The 20,691-nt window shown below is 58.6% G+C and carries 23 protein-coding genes and 1 tRNA gene; 4 read left to right on the top strand and 20 right to left on the bottom strand.

Features of this window, described 5'->3' with window-relative positions; translation table 11 throughout:
- The 14 genes from PseAD21_RS20145 to trmJ all read right to left on the bottom strand — a co-directional run bounded on the left by PseAD21_RS20145 (position 1) and on the right by trmJ (position 10,866).
- Positions 1 to 1,035: a RodZ family helix-turn-helix domain-containing protein gene (locus PseAD21_RS20145; RefSeq protein WP_102357330.1), complete on the bottom strand. Its 1,035-nt coding sequence runs from the start codon at positions 1,033 to 1,035 to the stop codon at positions 1 to 3.
- A complete protein-coding gene (pilW, locus tag PseAD21_RS20140) occupies positions 1,035 to 1,793 on the bottom strand; it encodes a type IV pilus biogenesis/stability protein PilW (protein WP_102357328.1) in 759 nt (252 codons plus the stop codon). Before pilW ends, PseAD21_RS20145 begins: the two co-directional genes overlap by 1 nt.
- A 12-nt stretch (positions 1,794 to 1,805) precedes the next feature.
- Positions 1,806 to 2,954 carry a 23S rRNA (adenine(2503)-C(2))-methyltransferase RlmN gene (gene rlmN / locus PseAD21_RS20135; RefSeq protein WP_102357327.1) on the bottom strand — a complete coding sequence of 383 codons (1,149 nt, stop codon included), beginning with the start codon at positions 2,952 to 2,954 and terminating at the stop codon, positions 1,806 to 1,808.
- A gap of 28 nt (positions 2,955 to 2,982) precedes the next feature.
- The gene (ndk, locus tag PseAD21_RS20130; RefSeq protein ID WP_007916882.1) at positions 2,983 to 3,408 is read right to left on the bottom strand and encodes a nucleoside-diphosphate kinase; all 426 of its coding nucleotides are present in this window, start codon (positions 3,406 to 3,408) and stop codon (positions 2,983 to 2,985) included.
- An 88-nt stretch (positions 3,409 to 3,496) separates the two neighbouring features.
- Positions 3,497 to 3,697, bottom strand: a complete 201-nt coding sequence (gene iscX / locus PseAD21_RS20125) for a Fe-S cluster assembly protein IscX (RefSeq protein ID WP_038362961.1) — start codon at positions 3,695 to 3,697, stop codon at positions 3,497 to 3,499.
- 14 nt (positions 3,698 to 3,711) lie between these two features.
- Positions 3,712 to 4,053 (bottom strand): ISC system 2Fe-2S type ferredoxin, encoded by a 342-nt coding sequence (gene fdx / locus PseAD21_RS20120; protein ID WP_102357325.1) that lies wholly within the window; start codon positions 4,051 to 4,053, stop codon positions 3,712 to 3,714.
- The gene (gene hscA / locus PseAD21_RS20115) at positions 4,053 to 5,918 is read right to left on the bottom strand and encodes a Fe-S protein assembly chaperone HscA (protein ID WP_102357324.1); all 1,866 of its coding nucleotides are present in this window, start codon (positions 5,916 to 5,918) and stop codon (positions 4,053 to 4,055) included. The genes fdx and hscA overlap by 1 nt, the downstream gene beginning before the upstream one ends.
- 51 nt (positions 5,919 to 5,969) lie before the next feature.
- Positions 5,970 to 6,491, bottom strand: coding sequence for a co-chaperone HscB (gene hscB / locus PseAD21_RS20110; RefSeq protein WP_102357322.1), 522 nt, complete (start codon positions 6,489 to 6,491; stop codon positions 5,970 to 5,972).
- Between the two features lie 8 nt (positions 6,492 to 6,499).
- Positions 6,500 to 6,823: an iron-sulfur cluster assembly protein IscA gene (iscA, locus tag PseAD21_RS20105; RefSeq protein WP_003227904.1), complete on the bottom strand. Its 324-nt coding sequence runs from the start codon at positions 6,821 to 6,823 to the stop codon at positions 6,500 to 6,502.
- A gap of 28 nt (positions 6,824 to 6,851) precedes the next feature.
- Positions 6,852 to 7,238, bottom strand: a complete 387-nt coding sequence (gene iscU / locus PseAD21_RS20100) for a Fe-S cluster assembly scaffold IscU (RefSeq protein WP_064589074.1) — start codon at positions 7,236 to 7,238, stop codon at positions 6,852 to 6,854.
- Positions 7,239 to 7,322: 84 nt separating this feature from the next.
- Entirely contained in the window at positions 7,323 to 8,537 is a 1,215-nt protein-coding gene (locus PseAD21_RS20095; RefSeq protein WP_102357321.1) for an IscS subfamily cysteine desulfurase, read from the bottom strand.
- 47 nt (positions 8,538 to 8,584) lie between these two features.
- Complete coding sequence (gene iscR, locus PseAD21_RS20090; protein WP_003227911.1) at positions 8,585 to 9,076, bottom strand: Fe-S cluster assembly transcriptional regulator IscR; 492 nt, start codon at positions 9,074 to 9,076, stop codon at positions 8,585 to 8,587.
- A gap of 239 nt (positions 9,077 to 9,315) precedes the next feature.
- Complete coding sequence (gene cysE, locus PseAD21_RS20085; protein ID WP_025109222.1) at positions 9,316 to 10,092, bottom strand: serine O-acetyltransferase; 777 nt, start codon at positions 10,090 to 10,092, stop codon at positions 9,316 to 9,318.
- A 3-nt stretch (positions 10,093 to 10,095) separates the two neighbouring features.
- Positions 10,096 to 10,866 (bottom strand): tRNA (cytosine(32)/uridine(32)-2'-O)-methyltransferase TrmJ, encoded by a 771-nt coding sequence (gene trmJ / locus PseAD21_RS20080; protein WP_102357319.1) that lies wholly within the window; start codon positions 10,864 to 10,866, stop codon positions 10,096 to 10,098.
- A gap of 145 nt (positions 10,867 to 11,011) precedes the next feature.
- Here trmJ and suhB point away from each other — a divergent pair, with 145 nt between their 5' ends.
- Positions 11,012 to 11,830 carry an inositol-phosphate phosphatase gene (gene suhB / locus PseAD21_RS20075; protein WP_003227916.1) on the top strand — a complete coding sequence of 273 codons (819 nt, stop codon included), beginning with the start codon at positions 11,012 to 11,014 and terminating at the stop codon, positions 11,828 to 11,830.
- Between the two features lie 248 nt (positions 11,831 to 12,078).
- On the opposite strand, the gene PseAD21_RS20070 is transcribed toward suhB, so the two are convergent.
- From PseAD21_RS20070 to queA, 6 genes are all read right to left on the bottom strand, one after another.
- Positions 12,079 to 12,627, bottom strand: coding sequence for a glycine zipper 2TM domain-containing protein (locus tag PseAD21_RS20070; RefSeq protein WP_102357318.1), 549 nt, complete (start codon positions 12,625 to 12,627; stop codon positions 12,079 to 12,081).
- Positions 12,628 to 12,748: 121 nt separating this feature from the next.
- On the bottom strand, positions 12,749 to 13,663 hold the full coding sequence (gene secF / locus PseAD21_RS20065; protein ID WP_102357316.1) for a protein translocase subunit SecF: 915 nt from the start codon (positions 13,661 to 13,663) through the stop codon (positions 12,749 to 12,751).
- Positions 13,664 to 13,672: 9 nt separating this feature from the next.
- Positions 13,673 to 15,541, bottom strand: a complete 1,869-nt coding sequence (secD, locus tag PseAD21_RS20060; RefSeq protein WP_102357315.1) for a protein translocase subunit SecD — start codon at positions 15,539 to 15,541, stop codon at positions 13,673 to 13,675.
- Positions 15,542 to 15,605: 64 nt separating this feature from the next.
- Complete coding sequence (yajC, locus tag PseAD21_RS20055; RefSeq protein WP_003227923.1) at positions 15,606 to 15,944, bottom strand: preprotein translocase subunit YajC; 339 nt, start codon at positions 15,942 to 15,944, stop codon at positions 15,606 to 15,608.
- 43 nt (positions 15,945 to 15,987) lie between these two features.
- On the bottom strand, positions 15,988 to 17,103 hold the full coding sequence (gene tgt / locus PseAD21_RS20050) for a tRNA guanosine(34) transglycosylase Tgt (protein WP_178082149.1): 1,116 nt from the start codon (positions 17,101 to 17,103) through the stop codon (positions 15,988 to 15,990).
- A 14-nt stretch (positions 17,104 to 17,117) separates the two neighbouring features.
- Positions 17,118 to 18,182 carry a tRNA preQ1(34) S-adenosylmethionine ribosyltransferase-isomerase QueA gene (gene queA, locus PseAD21_RS20045; RefSeq protein ID WP_102357312.1) on the bottom strand — a complete coding sequence of 355 codons (1,065 nt, stop codon included), beginning with the start codon at positions 18,180 to 18,182 and terminating at the stop codon, positions 17,118 to 17,120.
- 108 nt (positions 18,183 to 18,290) lie between these two features.
- Between queA and PseAD21_RS20040 the strand changes: the two genes are divergently transcribed.
- The 3 genes from PseAD21_RS20040 to PseAD21_RS20030 all read left to right on the top strand — a co-directional run.
- Positions 18,291 to 18,375: transfer RNA gene (locus PseAD21_RS20040), tRNA-Leu, on the top strand.
- A 156-nt stretch (positions 18,376 to 18,531) separates the two neighbouring features.
- Positions 18,532 to 19,773 carry a tyrosine-type recombinase/integrase gene (locus PseAD21_RS20035; protein ID WP_102357310.1) on the top strand — a complete coding sequence of 414 codons (1,242 nt, stop codon included), beginning with the start codon at positions 18,532 to 18,534 and terminating at the stop codon, positions 19,771 to 19,773.
- Positions 19,774 to 20,053: 280 nt separating this feature from the next.
- On the top strand, positions 20,054 to 20,691 hold a 638-nt coding region (locus tag PseAD21_RS20030), incomplete at its 3' end, for a hypothetical protein (protein WP_102357309.1).

The raw sequence follows: 20,691 nt of genomic DNA, 5'->3' as shown, positions 1-20,691 counted from the left end.
TTATTGACCCAACTTCAGGCGAGCAGTCTCGCCACTGGTGAACGGAGCGATATCGACCGGCTGGCCGTTATAGCTGACCTGTGCGGCGCGGGCGACACCCAGGCGTACCGCAAGTGGCGGCTTGCCGGACACCGAAACGCTGTCGCCTTTATGTTTCAGACCGCTGAACAGCACCTTGCCGCGACCGTCGGTGACTTGGGCCCAGCAATCGGCGGTGAACTGCAGTTGCACCTGACCATCGCCGGCAGCTGGAGCAGCTGCTTCTGCGGTTGGCGCAGGGGTGGCCGGGACGACTGGTGCGGTAACGGTCGGCGCCGGAGTGGCCGGAACGTTCGGTGCAGGGGTCGCCGGCGTGGCGACAACCGGGGCCGGGGTGTGAGCCGGTGCGGCTGGCGTCACCGCGGGTGTGGCTGGAGCAGTGGCCGGAGCGGCAGGCTCGGCGCCAGTCGATTCAGCGGTGGTTTCCGCCTGTGGCAGCGCCAGTGCAGTCGCGCCCTCGGCTTGGCCTTCGGCAACGGCCTGGTCTTCCGGCTCGTCGATCGGGTGAATCTGCGTGGTGCCATCGGCGCCTTCGACTTCAACGTGCTCCGGGGCCAGGCTGGTCACTTCCTTGGTGCGCAGCGAAGTCTGATCCTGCCACCAGACAAAACCGCCGCCGATGACCGCAATCAGCAGCAACAGACTGACAATGCGCAAAATGGTGTGAGAAACCCGAACAGGCTCTTCGATACGGCCCAGAGCGTGCACATTGCTGCCGTGCGAATCGGTGCCGGTGGACTGGTCGAATTGCTGAACCAGAACGCTCTGGTCCATGCCGAGCAATTTGGCATAAGCGCGAATGTAACCGCGAGCAAAAGTATGCCCCGGCAGCTTGTCGAAAGCGCCAGCTTCAAGATTGCTCAGGGAAGTCACGGTGAGGTTGAGCTTGAGGGCCACTTCGGCCAGCGACCAGCCATTGCTTTCGCGGGCCTGGCGCAAAGTCTCACCGGGATTAACGCGAGTCGCTGCTACAACTTCGGGATGCGCCGCTTTCATCATTGCTCCGACAGGTATTGCTGATATTCCGGCGTACCGGGATAGAGTCGTTTTAATTGCAGGCCGTAACTGGCGGCCTTGTCGCGATCTTCAAACACTTTTGCCAGCCGAACGCCGAGCAATAGACTACGTGCATTTTGCTCGGTTAGCAGGCTGAAACGGTCGTAATAGTCACGCGCGGGCACATAATGCCTGTCTTCGAAGGACAACTCAGCCATTTCCAGCAAAGCACGCGGTTGTTGACGATTCAGTCGCAGGGCTTTTTCCAGTTGCTGCTGCGCCAGGTCTCGCTGTCCGAGCTTCGCCGCGGTCATGCCGAGGTTCTCGAACACCCGCGAACGTTCAGGATACAGCGTATCGGCGGCAGCCTGTTCAAAACGCTCGTAGGCTTCCTTGTAACGCTGTTCTTCGTAGAGAAAACTGCCGTAATTGTTGAGGATGCGCGCATCGGCGGGACGGGAGGACAAGGCTTTGCGAAAGTGTTCGTCGGCCAGTTTGGGTTCCATTTCGGCCTGGAACACCAATCCGAGGGCGGCGTTGGCATCAGGATCGGAACCGTCCAGCTCCAGCGCCTTCTTCAATGGCACCTTGGCCCGCTCGGTCATCCCCTGCTGCAAGTATCCCAGCCCCAACTGCACGTAGGCAGCCCGCGCTTCATCGCGGCCCTTGCTGGTCTTCATCGGGTTGTAGTCACCCGACAGGACACAACCAGCACACAGGCTGGCCATCAGCAACAGCAGCGCAAAGCGCAGGGACATAGAGATCCTCTCTTAGTTAGTGTTCGCGGCGTTCTGTGCCAGATCGCTGTCGGCGCTCAACTCGCGCACGGCGATGTAACGTTCGCTGCGACGGGTGCGATCCAGCACCTGCCCTACCAATTGACCGCATGCAGCGTCGATGTCTTCACCACGGGTGGTGCGGACAGTGACGTTGAAACCGGCCTGATGCAACTGATCCTGGAACCGACGAATGGCGTTGTTGCTCGGCCGCTCGTACCCGGAATGCGGGAACGGGTTGAACGGAATCAGGTTGATCTTGCACGGAATGTTCTTCAGCAGCTCGATCATCTCAACGGCGTGTTCAACCTTGTCGTTGATGTCCTTGAGCAAGGTGTACTCGATGGTCAGCACACGTTTCTCGCCAAGAGCGGACATGTAGCGCTGGCACGACTCGAGCAGCATCTTAAGCGGATATTTCTTGTTGATCGGCACCAATTGGTTACGCAATGCGTCATTCGGTGCGTGCAGGGACAACGCCAGGGACACGTCGATGTGCTTGGCCAGCTCATCGATCATCGGCACCACGCCCGAGGTGGACAGGGTCACGCGGCGCTTGGAGATCCCGTAGCCGAGGTCATCCATCATCAGGTGCATGGCGGCGACGACGTTGTCGAAGTTCAGCAGCGGCTCACCCATGCCCATCATCACCACGTTGGTGATGGCACGGTCGACGGTTGCCGGGACGCTGCCGAAAGATTTGTTGGCAATCCACACCTGACCGATGACTTCGGCGGCGGTGAGGTTGCTATTGAAGCCTTGCTTGCCGGTGGAGCAGAAACTGCAATCCAGGGCACAGCCTGCCTGGGACGAAACGCACAGAGTGCCGCGTTTGCCCTGGGGAATGTACACGGTCTCGACGCAGCTGCCGGACGCCACACGCACCACCCACTTACGGGTGCCGTCGGTGGAGATGTCCTCGCTGACCACTTCCGGACCACGGACCTCAGCAATAACCTTGAGCTTGTCGCGCAAGGCCTTGCTGACGTTCGTCATGGCGTCGAAATCATCGACACCAAAGTGGTGAATCCATTTCATTACCTGACCGGCACGGAAACGCTTCTCCCCGATTGAGTCGAAGAATTTTTCCATTTCCTGTTGAGTCAGACCCAGCAGGTTGGTTTTTACAGTCGATGTAGTCATGGATTCACCTTCACTCTTAAGCCAATGCTTAGCGAGTGGTTACTTCAGTAGCTGCGAAGAAGTACGAGATTTCACGAGCAGCTGCGGCTTCGGAGTCCGAACCGTGAACAGCGTTGGCGTCGATGGAATCAGCGAAGTCAGCGCGGATGGTGCCGGCAGCAGCTTCTTTAGGGTTGGTAGCGCCCATCAGCTCACGGTTCAGAGCGATAGCGTTTTCGCCTTCCAGAACCTGAACAACAACAGGACCGGAGATCATGAAAGCAACCAGGTCGCCGAAGAAACCACGAGCGCTGTGCTCAGCGTAGAAGCCTTCAGCTTCGGCTTTGGACAGTTGCTTCAGTTTCGAAGCTACAACGCGCAGGCCGGCTTTTTCGAAACGAGTGGTGATCTCGCCGATGACGTTTTTTGCAACTGCGTCAGGCTTGATGATGGAGAAAGTACGTTGAACAGCCATGGTGTAACTCCAGAAACGGTAATTTGCGAAAAATTAAACCCGCGAATTATACGCGGGTTCTTGGGTATTGCCTAACCTGCGAGGACGATCAGTCCAATTCATCATTCCAGAGCTGCTGAACCGCTTCCAACACCTTCTCGCCGACCCGGCCAGAGTTAGCGTCGAAGTCAGGCAGCTCTTTGATCCACTGCTGCAACTCGACGAAATTGACAGAATACGGATCTACACCCGGCTTGGCCTCGGCCAATTCTTCTGCAATACGTTGAACATCATTCCAACCGTAGCTCATGACAGTCTTACCAGTCAGTGCGGCGCTTCTGCCGCATGGTTAAGCGAATATTTCGGAATTTCGACGGTGATGTCTTCTTCACCAACGATAGCCTGACAGGCCAGACGCGATTGCGCTTCCAGGCCCCAGGCACGATCGAGGAAGTCTTCTTCCAGCTCGTCAGCCTCTTCCAGCGAGTCGAAACCCTCGCGAATGATGCAGTGGCAAGTGGTGCAGGCGCAAACGCCGCCACAGGCACTTTCCATCTCGATGTGGTGTTCGTGAGCCAGATCGAGAATCGAGGTGCCGGGTGCAGCCTCGACCACCATGCCTTCAGGGCAGAACTTCTCGTGAGGCAGAAAAATAACCTGCGGCATCAAATATCCTCGATTTCATTCAGATTGCGCCCCGACAGAGCGGCTTTCACCGTCAGATCCATGCGGCGGGCAGCAAAAGCGTCGGTCACTTGCGACAGACGCTTGGTCTGCTGCTCGATGGCATAACCATCGGTGCCTTTCATCAGTTCGGCCAGTTCCTGCAGCTGCAAGTCGATGACCATGCGCTCTTCGGCGTCGAGCAAACGCTCGCCATCCGCCTCCAGAGCGCCCTGTACCGCTTCGATCAGGCGCTGGGCATCGACTTGCTGTTCACGCAGAACCCGAGCGACCTTGTCGTCATTGGCGTGCTGGAACGAATCCTTGAGCATCTTGGCGATTTCGCCGTCGGTCAGACCGTAGGACGGCTTGACCTGAATGCTCGCCTCAACGCCCGAACCCAGTTCACGGGCAGATACGCTGAGCAGACCGTCGGCATCGACCTGGAAGGTCACGCGAATCTTCGCAGCGCCAGCCACCATCGCCGGAATGCCGCGCAGCTCGAAACGCGCCAGAGAGCGGCAGTCGCTGATCAGCTCGCGCTCGCCCTGCAGCACGTGGATCGCCATGGCCGACTGGCCGTCTTTATACGTAGTGAAATCTTGTGCGCGAGCGACGGGGATAGTGGTGTTGCGCGGAATCACCTTCTCCATCAGGCCGCCCATGGTTTCCAGCCCCAGGGACAGCGGAATCACGTCGAGCAGCAGCAGTTCGCCGCCATCGCGCTTGTTGCCAGCCAGCGTATCAGCCTGGATCGCGGCCCCGATGGCCACCACTTGATCCGGGTCGATTTCAGTCAACGGCTGACGACCGAAGGCTTCGGCAACGGCTTCGCGAACACGTGGAACGCGGGTCGAACCACCCACCATGACCACAGCGTGCACGTCCTCCAGTTCGATACCGGAATCACGTACCGCACGGCGACAGGCTTTCAGGCTGCGCGCAACCATCGGCTCGATCAGCGCATCGAAGGCTTCGCGAGTCAGCGGCGCTTTCCAGTCACCGTAGGCGACTTCGACGCTGGCCGCATCGGTCAGGGCTTCTTTGGCTGCGCAAGCGGTTTGCAGCAGATTGCGTTGTGCGCCCGGGTCGAGATCGGCAGACAGGCCCGCGCTCTCGATGATCCAGCCAGCAATCACGTGATCAAAGTCGTCGCCGCCCAGCGCGCTGTCGCCGCCAGTTGCCAGCACTTCGAAAACACCGCCGGTCAGACGCAGAATCGAAATATCGAAAGTACCGCCGCCCAGGTCATAAATCGCGACCAGACCCTCGGCATGCTGATCCAGACCATACGCCACGGCGGCTGCGGTCGGCTCGTTGAGCAGACGCAGCACGTTCAGACCGGCGAGCTTGGCCGCGTCTTTGGTGGCTTGGCGCTGAGCATCGTCGAAATACGCCGGAACGGTGATCACCGCGCCGACCAACTCGCCGCCCAACGTCGCTTCAGCACGCTGACGCAACACCTTGAGGATATCGGCGGAGACTTCGACCGGGCTTTTCGGGCCTTGCACGGTGTCGATGAACGGCATGTGCGATTCGCCGCCGACAAAGCGGTACGGCAGTTGCTCGCCCAATTGCTTGACGTCGGACAGACCACGCCCCATCAGGCGCTTGACCGACAGCACAGTGTTCAAGGGATCGGAAGATGCGGCCAGTTTGGCCGACTCGCCAACCTCGACGCGATCGGCGTGATAACGCACGGCGGACGGCAGGATGACCTGCCCGTCAGCGTCGGCCAGCGGCTCGGAAAGACCACTGCGCAACGCAGCGACCAGCGAATTGGTAGTGCCCAAGTCGATCCCCACAGCCAGACGACGCTGGTGCGGTTGAGGACTTTGGCCGGGTTCGGCGATCTGCAGTAGGGCCATCGTGATCAGGACTTATCTGTATATCAGGCGTGCGACCGGAGCGGCACTGGGTTAATCGTCGAGGCGCTCTTCTAACTGGCGCACTTCGTAGGTGAGCTTGTCGAGGAACTGCATGCGCCGCATCAGGCGTTCAGCCTGTTCGCGTTGCGCCGCATCATCCCAACAGGCTGCGAAGCTTTCGTTCAATTGTTCCTGAGCGACTTTCAAGCGACGCTTGAACACCGCGACACCGTCGAGATCGGCGCTGTCCTGGAGGTCTTCGAGTTCTTCGCGCCATTGCATCTGCTGCAGAAGAAACTCGGGGTCATGGACCGTGACTTCCATCGGCACTTCATGCCCGCTGATGGTCAGCAGGTAGCGTGCACGCTGGGCCGGACTCTTGAGCGTCTGGTAGGCATCGTTGAGCCGTGCAGACTGCTCGAGTGCCGCCCGTTGCTCACGCTCGGAAGCGTCGGCAAAGCGGTCAGGATGAACACCGCGCGCCAACTCACGGTAGCGCGTGGCCAACTGCTCGAGATCCAGACGGAAGCTCGGTTGCAGCTCGAATAAAGCGAAATGACAAGGAATACCCACGACAAGCCTCAGATGTTGAAGCTTTCGCCGCAGCCACATTCACCGCGTACGTTGGGGTTGTTGAACTTGAAGCCTTCGTTCAACCCTTCCTTGACGAAATCGAGCTCGGTGCCGTCCAGGTAGGCCAGGCTTTTCGGGTCGATGATCACTTTCTCGCCGTGACTTTCGAACACCTGATCCTCTGCAACCACCTCGTCGACAAACTCCAGCACGTAGGCAAGGCCGGAACAGCCCGTGGTGCGAACACCCAGACGAATCCCTTCACCTTTGCCGCGCCCGTCGAGGGAGCGTCGCACGTGCCGAGCAGCCGCTTCTGTCATGCTGATAGCCATCGTTGACTCCTTACTCGTCGCGCAATGCTTAGATCAAGCCTTTCTTCTGCTTGTAGTCGCGAACGGCCGCCTTGATGGCGTCTTCAGCGAGTACCGAGCAGTGAATTTTCACTGGCGGCAGGGCCAGTTCTTCGGCCAGCTGAGTGTTCTTGATGGTCTCTGCTTCGTCCAGAGTCTTGCCCTTCATCCACTCGGTGGCCAGGGAGCTGGAAGCGATTGCCGAACCGCAGCCGTAGGTCTTGAACTTGGCGTCTTCGATAACACCCTGATCGTTGACCTTGATCTGCAGACGCATCACGTCGCCGCACGCCGGAGCGCCGACCATGCCGGTGCCGACATCCGGATCTTCCGCGTCCATCTTGCCGACGTTACGCGGGTTTTCGTAGTGGTCGATGACCTTTTCGCTGTAAGCCATGGTGCTTAATCCTCACTCATCAGAGAGTCGCTCTTTAAGCCCCGGAACCGGAGGTTCGCAGGGCTGGTTCGCGGCGACTTGAAATCAGTGTGCCGCCCACTCGATTTTCGAAATGTCGACACCGTCTTTGTACATGTCCCACAGCGGCGACAGAGCGCGCAGCTTGGTAACGGCCTCGCAGACTTTCTGCGCGGCGTAGTCGATTTCTTCTTCGGTAGTGAAACGGCCGAAGGTGAAACGAATCGAGCTGTGTGCCAGTTCGTCGTTGCGGCCCAGGGCGCGCAGTACGTACGAAGGCTCCAGGGATGCCGAGGTGCACGCCGAACCGGACGATACCGCCAGATCCTTGAGTGCCATGATCAGCGACTCACCTTCAACGTAGTTGAAGCTCAGGTTCAGGTTGTGCGGAACGCGGGCGGTCAGGCTGCCGTTAACATACAGCTCTTCGAGGTGCTCGACCTGCTTGAAGAAACGGTCGCTCAGGGCCTTGATGCGCACGTTTTCGGCAGCCATGTCTTCCTTGGCTACACGGAAAGCTTCGCCCATGCCGACGATCTGGTGGGTCGCCAGGGTGCCGGAACGCATGCCACGCTCGTGACCACCGCCGTGCATGGTCGCTTCGATGCGCACACGCGGCTTACGGCTGACGTACAGCGCGCCGATGCCTTTAGGGCCATAAGTCTTGTGGGCGGAGAACGACATCATGTCGACTTTCAGCTTCTGCAGGTCGATCTCGACCTTACCAGTGGACTGAGCGGCGTCGACGTGGAACAGAACGCCCTTGGAGCGGAGCAGTTCACCGATCGCTGCGATGTCGTTGACGGTGCCGATTTCGTTGTTCACATGCATCACGGAGACGAGGATGGTGTCTTCGCGCAATGCAGCTTCAATCATGGCCGGGGTGATCAGACCGTCTTCGGTCGGCTCGAGGTAAGTGACCTCGAAACCTTCACGCTCCAGTTGGCGCATGGTGTCGAGGACAGCCTTGTGCTCAATCTTGGAGGTGATCAGGTGCTTGCCCTTGGAGCCGTAGAAATGTGCCGCACCCTTGATAGCCAGGTTGTCGGATTCGGTGGCACCGGAGGTCCAGACGATTTCACGCGGATCGGCGTTGACCAGGTCGGCCACCTGACGACGGGCGTTTTCAACGGACTCTTCAGCTTTCCAGCCGAACACGTGGGAACGGGACGCCGGGTTACCGAAGTTTCCGTCAACCAGCAGGCATTCACTCATCTTTTGCGCAACGCGCGGATCGACCGGGGTGGTCGCAGAGTAATCAAGGTAAATCGGCAATTTCATGGACTATCTCCTAAATCAGGGCTGGCGTTCCGCTAGCTCTTCGGCTGTCATTCGACGGCGGACGCTTCAATCTTGTCCAGGCGTGGCGCCTTGCTGTTGCAACGGCGCTGGTCCTGACGCTGGGCTACTTCTTGCACCTCACGGCGAGTCACAAGGTCAGCCAAGCTGATACCACTTAGAAATTCGTGAATCTGCAGGCTCAGGTCGCACCACAAGTGGTGAGTCAGGCAGGTATCACCGGAATGGCAATCGCCCTGGCCCTGGCATTTGGTCGCATCGACCGATTCGTTGACCGCATCGATCACCTGAGCCACCTGGATGCCCTGCATGTCGCGCGACAGCTGGTATCCACCACCTGGACCGCGAACACTGGAAACCAGATTACTGCGGCGCAGCTTGGCGAAAAGCTGTTCGAGATAGGACAGGGAGATGCCTTGGCGCTCGGAGATATCGGCCAGGGACACCGGCCCGTGCTGCGCGTGCAACGCCAGGTCAAGCATGGCGGTCACGGCGTATCGGCCTTTTGTAGTCAGTCGCATGGACAATTACCACGGAGTTCGGAATGGGCGGGAGTATGCAATTCCCGAGCATTTAAGTCAACTATAAGACCTAGTGCTTTAGTCGGGTTTACCCGCAAAAGAGCGCGCGCATCATAGCAAAGGCTGGCGGCATGCAGCCAGCGGTACCGCGTTATCGTTCTTCGCGAGCAAGCTCGCTCCCACAAGGGCAATATATTCCAATGTAGGAGCGAGCTCGCTCGCGAAGGCCGCGCTGCGGTTCAGCTGGCCTGACTCTGATCTTTGCCTTTGACGCAGGCAAAGTCTTCTTCACGCAGCTCAGGCAGATCTTTCGCACAATAATTACTGCCCAGATCCTTCAGTGCGCCGCACATCCCCTCCAGCCGCCCGTCCACCGCTTGCAGGTGATCGAGCAACTGACCAATGGCGCGCGCCACCGGGTCAGGCATGTCTTCGCTGACGCCATAGGCATCGAAACCGATCTTCTCGGCCATTGCCTTGCGCTTGGCGTCCTGCTCTTCATCGGACTTGACGATGATGCGCCCCGGAATCCCCACCACAGTGGCGCCCGGCGGTACTTCCTTGGTTACCACAGCGTTGGAGCCGACTTTGGCGCCAGCCCCTACCGTGAACGGCCCCAGCACCTTGGCGCCAGCACCGACCACAACACCATCACCCAACGTCGGGTGACGCTTGCCTTTGTTCCAACTGGTGCCACCAAGGGTCACGCCCTGATAGATGGTCACGTCATCGCCAATTTCGGCGGTTTCACCAATGACGATGCCCATGCCGTGATCGATGAAGAAGCGTCGGCCGACCTTGGCGCCCGGGTGAATCTCGATACCGGTCAACCAGCGACCGAAGTTGGACACCAGTCGCGCCAGCCATTTCAGCTCGTTGCGCCAGAGCATCCCGGCCAGCCGGTGAATCCAGATCGCATGCATGCCGGGGTAGCAAGTCAGAACTTCAAAAGCGTTACGCGCCGCCGGGTCTCGATGGAATACGCTCTGGATATCTTCACGCAAACGCTCAAACATCATTCAGTCCTTCCGCTTAAGAAGCTCACCACGGGCCGCTTTCTGGGTTTCCGTGAGGATGCCACGCAAAATATTCATTTCCGCCCGGCTGACCGAGCTGCGTCCATACAACCTGCGCAGGCGCGCCATCAGGTGCCGTGGTTTTTCCGGATCGAGAAACTCGATGGCGACCAGCGTCTGCTCCAGATGCTCATAGAAGCGCTCCAGCTCATCCATGGTCGCCAGCTCGGCACTTTTCACCGAGGCCACTTCTTCTTTCTCGATCTTGGTCGGCTGCCCCTGAGCGGCCAGCCAGGCCATGCGCACTTCATAGCTCAACACTTGCACCGCCGCCCCGAGGTTCAGCGAGCTGAACTCAGGGTCAGAGGGGATATGCACGTGAAAGTGACATCGCTGCAGCTCGTCATTGGTCAGGCCGGAGTCTTCACGACCGAACACCAAAGCGATTTCCGCACCCTGCCCCGCTTCCTCGACCACTTTGCTCCCGCACTCACGGGGATCGAGCAGAGGCCAGGGAATGCGACGGTCACGGGCGCTGGTGCCAAGCACCAGATTGCAGCCAACCAGAGCGTCCTCCAGGGTGGCGACGACCTGCGCGCTTTCAAGGATATCCCCGGCACCGGAAGCACGCGCATCGGCTTCGTGATGCGGAAACAGCCGCGGCTCGACCAGCACCAGCCGCGACAGACCCATGTTTTTCATGGCGCGCGCGGCCCCGCCGATGTTGCCGGGGTGGCTGGTATTGACCAGGACGACACGAATGTTCTGCAGCAAGGGAGGCGCTCTCGGACACAGGAAAGGGGTGCAAATCTTACAGAACAGCCTACCGTTAAGCTATGAAAGCGAACAGCAACCTTCACCTGAAGAAAAGTTCTGATAGAATGCGCGGCTTTCTTTAACAACCTTAGGTGACACATCCATGCAGCCCATGCTGAATATCGCGCTGCGCGCCGCCCGCAGCGCCAGTGAACTGATCTTCCGCTCCATCGAGCGCCTGGATACCATCAAGGTCGACGAAAAAGACGCCAAGGATTATGTATCCGAGGTGGATCGCGCCGCCGAACAGAAAATCATCGATGCTCTGCGCAAGGCTTACCCGAATCACTCGATCCAGGGTGAAGAGACCGGCATGCACGTCGGTAACGGCATCGAAGGCGAAGAGTACCTGTGGATCATCGATCCGCTGGACGGCACCACCAACTTCCTGCGCGGCATCCCTCACTTTGCTGTCAGCATTGCCTGCAAATACCGTGGTCGCCTGGAACACGCAGTGGTTCTGGATCCGGTTCGCCAAGAAGAATTCACTGCCAGCCGTGGTCGCGGCGCTCAACTGAACGGTCGCCGTCTGCGCGTCAGCGGTCGCACCAGCCTCGACGGCGCCCTGCTCGGCACTGGCTTCCCGTTCCGTGACGACCAGATGGACAACCTCGACAATTACCTGGGCATGTTCCGCGCCCTGGTTGGCCAGACTGCCGGCATCCGCCGCGCCGGTTCCGCCAGCCTGGATCTGGCCTACGTGGCTGCCGGTCGTTTCGACGCATTCTGGGAATCGGGCCTGTCCGAGTGGGACATGGCTGCTGGCGCCCTGCTGATTCAAGAAGCCGGCGGGCTGGTGAGCGACTTCACCGGCGGTCACGACTTCCTTGAAAAAGGCCACATCGTTGCCGGCAACACCAAATGCTTCAAGGCAGTACTGACGGCCATCCAGCCGCACCTGCCGGCTTCGCTGAAGCGCTAAGCTTCCCGCGAAACAAAAAAAGCACCCTTCGGGGTGCTTTTTTTATGCCTGAAATTCGTCCCCTGCCACACCACGGGACCAATGCAGGAGTGAGCCTGCTCGCGATCGCGGTGTATCAGCCACCATCTATTTAGAATGATAAATCGCTATCGCGAGCAGGCTCACTCCTACAAGGGATTTGCTGTGCTGCTTAAATGGCGGGCACAAAAAAGCACCCCGCAGGGTGCTTCGTTTAAAACAGTCGGTCTTTACTGACCCGGCTGATTCTGCGACAGAATCAACTTGCCTTCCTTGTCGACCGGAATCTGGTTGCCCGGATCACGATCCATCCGCACTTTGCCTTCCTTGCCATCGAGCGAGTAACGCACGTCGTAACCAACAACCTTGTCACTGATGTCATTCACGGTGTTACAGCGAGTCTGAGTGGTAGTGTAGGTGTCGCGGTTCTGCATGCCTTCCTGCACCTTGTTACCGGCATAACCGCCACCGACCGCACCAGCAACGGTAGCAATCTTCTTGCCGTTACCGCCGCCGACCATATTACCCAGCAGGCCACCACCGACCGCACCGAGCACCGTACCCATGATCTGGTGCTGATCCTTGACTGGCGCCTGACGGGTTACAGCAACATCCTTGCACACTTCACGTGGAGTCTTGATCTGTGTTTTAACCGGTTCAACGGCCAACACTTGCGCATACTCAGGGCCGCTTTTAACCAGGCTGTAGGTGGCAACAGCACCCCCGGCAGTCACACCGACAGCACCCAATACCGCACCAACCAGCAACGACTTGTTCACATGAACCTCCTGACCATCACATGCGGGACGCGCCCGCGCTTCTCCCAGCCTTGGAGCACAAAAAAAGGCGCGAGTTCAACTCGCGCCTTTTTCGGGCTGACAACCGGAGAAACGATGACCGTTATGGACGGTCGTCGATTTCCTTCTCGGTGTTGGCCGGAGGAATCAGATCCTCAGTGCTCAGGTTCAGCCAGATCAACACCACGTTCGCAATGTAGATCGACGAGTAGGTACCCGCCAGAACACCGATAAACAGGGCGATCGAGAAGCCGAACAGGTTGTCGCCACCGAAGAACAGCAGCGCTGCGATCGCCAGCAAGGTGGAGATCGACGTCGCCATGGTGCGCAGCAGGGTCTGGGTGGTCGAGATGTTGATGTTCTCGATCAGCGAAGCCTTGCGCAGCACACGGAAGTTCTCACGAACCCGGTCGAACACGACGATGGTGTCGTTCAGCGAGTAACCGATGATCGCCAGTACTGCCGCCAGCACCGTCAGGTCGAAGGTGATCTGGAAGAACGACAGGATACCAACGGTCACGATCACGTCGTGAATCAGCGAAACGATGGCACCGACCGCGAATTTCCACTGAAAGCGGAACGCCAGGTAGATCAGGATGCCGCCGAGCGCCAGGAGCATGCCGAGGCCGCCCTGGTCGCGCAGCTCTTCACCGACCTGCGGGCCAACGAACTCGACGCGCTTGACCGTCGCCGGGTTGTCGCCGCCGACTTTCTGCAAAGCCTCGGCTACCTGATGACCCAACTGCGGATCTTCGCCCGGCATGCGCACCAGCAGGTCGGTGGTTGCACCGAAGCTCTGCACGATGGCTTCGTGGTAACCCGAAGTCACCAGCTCTTCACGCACCTTGGTGACATCGGCCGGACGCTCGTAGGTCAGCTCGATGAGCGTACCGCCGGTGAAGTCCAGACCCCAGTTCATGCCCTTGTGGACGACGCTGAAAATAGCCAGCAACGTGAGAAACACTGTGACGCCGAACGCGAAGTTGCGAACGCCCATGAAGTTGATTGTACGTAACATGGCAGCCCCTTAAATCCACAACTTCTTGAAGTCACGTCCGCCAAAGATCAGGTTGACCATTGCGCGGGTCACCATGATGGCCGTGAACATCGAGGTAAAGATCCCGAGGGACATGGTCACTGCGAACCCCTTCACCGGGCCGGTGCCCATGGCGAAGAGGATGCCGCCGACCAGCAGAGTAGTCAGGTTGGCGTCGAGAATCGCGGTGAATGCCCGGCCGAAGCCTTCGTTGATTGCACGCTGCACGGTCATGCCGGCAGCGATCTCTTCACGAATCCGCGAGAAGATCAGCACGTTGGCGTCGACCGCCATACCCATGGTCAACACGATACCGGCGATACCTGGCAGGGTCAGCGTTGCACCCAGCAGCGACATCAGCGCCAGCAGCAGCACCATGTTCACCGCCAGTGCGACCGTGGCGATCACACCGAAGAAACGGTAGATGGCGATGATGAACAGCGAGACGAACAACATCCCCCACAGCGATGCATCGATACCCTTGGTGATGTTGTCAGCACCCAGGCTTGGACCGATTGTGCGCTCTTCAGCGAAGTACATCGGAGCGGCCAGACCACCGGCACGCAACAGCAGCGCCAGCTCGGACGATTCGCCCTGGCCGTTCAGGCCGGTGATACGGAATTGCGCACCCAGCGGCGACTGAATGGTCGCCAGGCTGATGATCTTCTTCTCTTCCTTGAACGTCTGTACCGCGACGTCTTTCTCGACGCCGTCAACCATCTGCTTGACGTAGGTGGTCACCGGACGCTGTTCAATGAAGATCACCGCCATGCTGCGACCAACATTGGAACGGGTCGCACGGCTCATCAGCTCGCCACCGTGACCATCCAGACGGATGTTCACTTCAGGAGTGCCGTGCTCGCCGAAACCGGCCTTGGCATCAGTCACCTGGTCACCGGTGATAATCAAGCCACGCTCGATCTGCGCCGGTGGACGCTTGCCTTCACGGAACTCGAAAGTTTCGGAAGTGGCTTTCGAAGCACCCGGCTCTGCAGCCAGACGGAACTCAAGGTTGGCCGTCTTGCCGAGAATACGCTTGGCTTCGGCAGTGTCCTGCACGCCCGGCAGCTCAACCACGATGCGGTTGGCGCCTTGACGCTGAACGATCGGTTCGGCAACACCCAGCTCGTTGACGCGGTTACGTACCGTGGTCAAGTTCTGCTTGATGGAGTATTCACGGATTTCCGCCAGCTTGGCCGGGGTCATCGCCAGACGCAGCACCGGTAGACCGTTGAGGTCGGCCGGAACAATGTCGAAATCGTTGAAGTTCTTGCGGATCAGTGCACGGGCCTGTTCGCGGGAGTCTTCATCGCTGAAGCCCAGCTGAATGGCACCGCCCAGTTGCGGCAGGCTGCGATAACGCAGTTTTTCTTTACGCAGCAGGCTCTTGACGTCGCCTTCGTAGACTTTCAGGCGTGCATCGAGGGCTTTGTCCATGTCCACTTCGAGCAGGAAGTGCACACCACCGGACAAGTCCAGACCCAGCTTCATCGGGTGCGCGCCCAGATTGCGCAGCCATTGCGGGGTGGTCTGCGCCAGGTTCAGCGCGACAACGTAGTCATCACCCAATGCCTTGCGCACAACGTCTTTGGCCGGCAGCTGGTCTTCAGCCTTGGTCAGACGGATCAGGCCGCCCTTGCCGTTGGCCGCCAGGCTCGAAGCCTTGACGTTGATTCCGGACTCACGCAGCGCCGTGCTGACGCGATCCAGATCAGCCTGATTGACCTGCAGAGCCGTGCTGGCGCCGCTGATCTGAATGGCCGGGTCATCGGGGTATAGATTCGGAGCGGAATAAATCAGACCGATCGCCAGCACCGCCAGGATCAGAATGTATTTCCACAGAGGATATTTGTTCAGCATCACGCCGCCCGTTATGACGCGGGGCGCCTTGCGCGCCCCGTCGATTGAGTAGAAGTTGTTGCCCTTAGATCGCTTTCAGCGTGCCTTTTGGCAGCGTGGCGGCGATGGCGCCCTTCTGGAACTTCATTTCCACGGTGTCGGAAACTTCCAGAACCACGAAGTCATCGGCCACTTTGGTGATCTTGCCGGCGATGCCGCCGGTGGTGACCACTTCGTCGCCCTTGGCAAGGCTGCTCAGCAGGTTCTTCTGCTCTTTGGCGCGCTTGGCCTGTGGACGCCAGATCATCAGGTAGAAGATGACCAGGAAGCCGACCAGGAAAATCCACTCGAAGCCGCCGCCCATTGGGCCTGCAGCAGCCGGTGCAGCTGCGTCAGCCATGGCGTTAGAGATAAAAAAGCTCATTTAGCACTCCAGTTGCAAATGTTGAATCTTGGGGTCAGAAAACTCAGTCCAAAGGCGGAACGGGGAGCCCGCGTTTGGCGTAGAAGGCATCGACAAAGGCGGCCAATGTACCCTGTTGAATAGCCTCGCGCAAACCAGCCATCAGCACCTGATAATGGCGCAAGTTGTGGATGGTATTGAGCATGCTTCCCAGCATTTCGCCGCACTTGTCCAGGTGATGCAGATAAGCGCGGGAGAAGTTCTGGCAGGTATAGCAATCGCAGGTCGGATCCAGCGGCGAGTCATCATGGCGATGGAACGCGTTACGGATCTTCAGCACGCCTGTATCAATGAACAGATGCCCATTGCGGGCATTACGGGTTGGCATCACGCAATCGAACATGTCCACACCGCGGCGCACACCCTCAACCAGATCTTCCGGTTTGCCAACGCCCATAAGGTAACGAGGTTTGTCAGCTGGCATCATGCCCGGCAGATAATCCAGCACCTTGATCATCTCGTGCTTGGGTTCGCCCACCGACAGACCGCCAATGGCCAGACCGTCGAAGCCGATCTTGTCGAGGCCTTCGAGCGAGCGCATGCGCAGATCCTGATGCATGCCGCCCTGAACGATGCCGAACAGCGCCGCGGTGTTGTCACCGTGGGCATTTTTCGAACGCTGGGCCCAGCGCAGCGACAGCTCCATGGATACGCGGGCGACGTCTTCGTCGGCCGGGTACGGCGTGCATTCGTCGAAGATCATCACGATGTCCGAGCCGAGATCGCGCTGCACCTGCATCGACTCTTCCGGGCCCATGAACACTTTCGAGCCGTCGACCGGAGAGGCGAAAGTCACGCCCTCTTCCTTGATCTTGCGCATCGCGCCCAGGCTGAACACCTGGAAGCCGCCGGAGTCGGTGAGGATCGGGCCTTTCCACTGCATGAAATCGTGCAGGTCGCCGTGCGCCTTGATCACCTCGGTGCCCGGGCGCAGCCACAGGTGGAAGGTGTTGCCCAGAATGATTTCTGCGCCAGTGGCAACGATGTCACGCGGCAACATGCCCTTGACCGTGCCGTAGGTGCCCACCGGCATGAAAGCCGGGGTCTCGACGGTGCCTCGCGGGAAGGTCAGACGACCACGACGGGCCTTGCCATCGGTGGCAAGCAGTTCAAAGGACATGCGACATTCGCGACTCATTCTGTTTCCTCTGGGCCTGTGTGTTCAGGGGCAGTCGGGGCGGGATTACGGGTGATGAACATCGCATCACCGTAGCTGAAAAAGCGGTATCCGTTGTCGACGGCGGCTTTATAGGCGGCCATGGTTTCGGGATAACCGGCGAACGCCGAAACCAGCATCAACAGCGTGGATTCGGGCAAATGGAAGTTGGTGACCAAGGCATCGACCACATGGAACGGCCGGCCCGGGTAGATAAAGATATCGGTGTCGCCACTGAACGGCTTGAGCACGCCATCGCGCGCGGCACTTTCCAGCGAACGCACGCTGGTGGTGCCCACGGCAATCCCCCGCCCGCCACGCTCACGGCAAGCGGCAACGGCGTCGACCACGTCCTGGCCAACTTCCAGCCACTCGCTGTGCATGTGGTGGTCTTCGATCTTATCGACACGCACCGGCTGGAACGTGCCGGCACCGACGTGCAGGGTCACGAACGCGGTCTCGATGCCCTTGGCGGCAATCGCTTCCATCAGCGGCTGATCGAAATGCAGCCCCGCCGTCGGCGCAGCCACCGCGCCCAAGCGCTCGGCGTAAACGGTCTGATAGCGCTCGCGATCCGAACCTTCATCCGGGCGATCTATATAAGGAGGCAACGGCATGTGCCCGACGCGATCGAGCAGCGGCAACACTTCTTGATCGAAGCCCAACTCGAACAGCGCATCGTGACGTGCGAGCATCTCGGCTTCACCACCGCCGTCGATCAGGATCTTCGAACCCGGCTTCGGCGACTTGCTGGAGCGCACATGGGCCAGCACGCGGTGCGTATCGAGCACCCGTTCGATGAGGATTTCCAGCTTGCCGCCCGAGGCTTTCTGCCCGAACAGCCGCGCCGGAATCACCCGGGTATTGTTGAACACCATCAAATCGCCCGGGCGCAAATGCTCAAGCAAATCAGTGAATTGACGGTGTGCAAGGGCGCCGCTCGGCCCATCAAGGGTCAGCAGGCGACTACCGCGACGCTCGGCCAAAGGGTGGCGGGCGATCAGCGAATCAGGAAGCTCGAAGGTAAAGTCAGCAACGCGCATGATGGGGTTCGTCTAGCAGGGCCGGAAAGTCTAGCGGAAATATCGAAAATTGACCATGAAACGTGATTGACCAACGGTAGTCACCTCTCTATACTTCGCCGCCATTGAGCCCTGATGGCGGAATTGGTAGACGCGGCGGATTCAAAATCCGTTTTCGAAAGGAGTGGGAGTTCGAGTCTCCCTCGGGGCACCATATAGCAGTATCTGAAAGTCTCTACCAGACTTTCAGACCCAGAGAAACCGGCCACTTGGCCGGTTTTTTTGTGTCTGTCTGTCTACCCCTGTCTCCCCTTATCCGTTGTATCCCTGCTTGTATCCTGAGAAAAATACCGAACTTTGGGATACAAGGATGAAGCGCGCAGACATCAAGCGCCGCCCTCTCGCTGACACGACACTTGCGGGATTGGAGCCGGAATCAAAGGAATACCGGGAGCTGGACGGAAACGGCCTCTATTTCAGGGTTAAACCTGATGGTGGTAAATCCTGGCAGCTCCGCTACAAACGTCCGGCGGGCAATTGGGCTTGGATGGGGCTCGGGGGTTACCCGGAAGTAAGTGGCGCGTTGGCCAGGGACAAAGCTGCCGATCTACGCAAAGTAGTGAGTAGCGGTGCCGATCCCCTTGAACAGAAGCGATCCGCGAAAGCTGCTATCGATGCGGCCAAGACCCGAACCTTTCGAGCTGCCGCTGATGCCTGGCTGAAGGCAAAAGAGGAAAAGGGTCTCGCACCTTCCACTCTCAACAAGATCCGCACCTACCTCGACAAAGACATACTCCCGGCACTGGGAGATAAGCCTCTAGACGAAATCACCCGTACCGACTGCGCGGAACTCCAAGCATCCATCGAAGCCCGGGACGCACACAACGTGGCGGAAAAGTGTCGCACTTGGATCAATCAGATATTCGGGCGAGCCATCGGTTTGGGCCTCACGGAAAACGATCCGGGAAGTCGCCTACGAGATATTGCAGCCCAAGCCCCGAAGACTCAGCAGCATCCTCATTTGCTTGAGCCTGAGTTGGCAGAATTCCTTCAAGCACTCAAAAACACTCCCAGCAGGCTGACGGCCCGGACTGCAGCATGGCTCTGTATCTGGACCGCATCTAGACCGGGCATGGTTCGGTTAGCTGAATGGAAAGAGTTCGACCTTGATAAAGCGCTATGGACGACACCTGCCGCCAAGATGAAGATGCGCAGGGACTTTGTGTGCCCACTCCCTAAGCAAGCGCTTTCAGCTCTCAAAGAACTTCACTGCCTTACAGGTCGCAGTCGCTGGCTCTTCCCCGGAGTGGGCGCGAAGAATCCGACGATTAGTGAAAACACGATCAATAAAGTCTTCGCGACAGTTGGTTACAAAGGCCGCTTGGTTGGTCATGGGACTCGTCACACAGCCAGCACGTTGCTCAGGGAACACGGCTGGCCAAAAGAGCATGTTGAAGCGCAACTTGCTCACAAAGAAGAGGGAATATCCGGGGTATATAACAAGGCTCAATACCTAGAGCACAGGGTGAAGATGATGCAGTGGTATGCAGATCACCTTGACGCGTTGGCGTGCGCAAAGGTGATCAAGGGGCAATTTGGAAAAGCGGTATGAATGCACCTATCCATACCACCTCCAAAATCCATGTTACGAGTGTTACTCGTGTAACAGTGCCGGCCAAACATCCGGATTCATTGGCTTTCAACCCCGTTACACTCCAGCACGCCATTCCGTACACTCGATGTAACGCACGCCGATTGTGTAACGCTACATCAGGCCCCTTGCCTGCTGCGGGCCGACACTCCCTTACACTTGCCCATGGCGCAAAGCTCGCTGGCTACGCTTCCAACCCGCAGGGCGCGGGACAGCGCGTTGCACGCCGAGAGCCATTCGCATGATTGATACCCACCCGATCTTGCACTCGGCGCTAACCGCTTGCCTGATCCAATATCTCTCAGAGCAGCCACTCTACGAGTTCTGCAATGAACAGATCACTGACGTGTGCGAGCTGATCAATCAGTGCTGCATTCGCATCCAGACCGGCGACATTAGCAGCGACATGAGCAGCATGTGCATCCAGACAACGATGCATGAGGAGGCTATTTTTCAGTACGCCTCAACCGACAAAAAAAACCGTCTCGCTCATTGGGTTCGCCAATACAGCAAGTGTCATTCAGCATCGGAACGCGAGGCATATGCAGCCTACGTCATGGCATGCGCAGTAAAAGCCCTGAGCGCCTTAGCTGATTGGATGCGCTCCACCGAACAAGAGGCTTGGTCGCATGTTGCCGAACCTCCGACGGATTGGCCGTGGGACCTTTATTGTCAGGTTGTGGAAAGACAGGTCGATCCTAACGAACGTATTGAGGCACTGGACCAGTACGTGCTGTTTTTGGAGCCCATAACATCCCTACCCTGCTTGATCAGTGACGAGCTGACCCCAATCGCTTACAGGGCAATCGAGAACGCTATTCGCACTAAGGGCCATCCCTTTCAAGGTCTTTTCGTTTTGGCTCCCTTGATTACCCTGTC

The sequence above is a fragment of the Pseudomonas sp. AD21 genome, assembly GCF_002878485.1.
Classification (GTDB): domain Bacteria; phylum Pseudomonadota; class Gammaproteobacteria; order Pseudomonadales; family Pseudomonadaceae; genus Aquipseudomonas.
The sequence above is the reverse complement of the archived record's forward strand: the minus strand, read 5'-3'. Positions and strand labels throughout refer to the sequence as shown.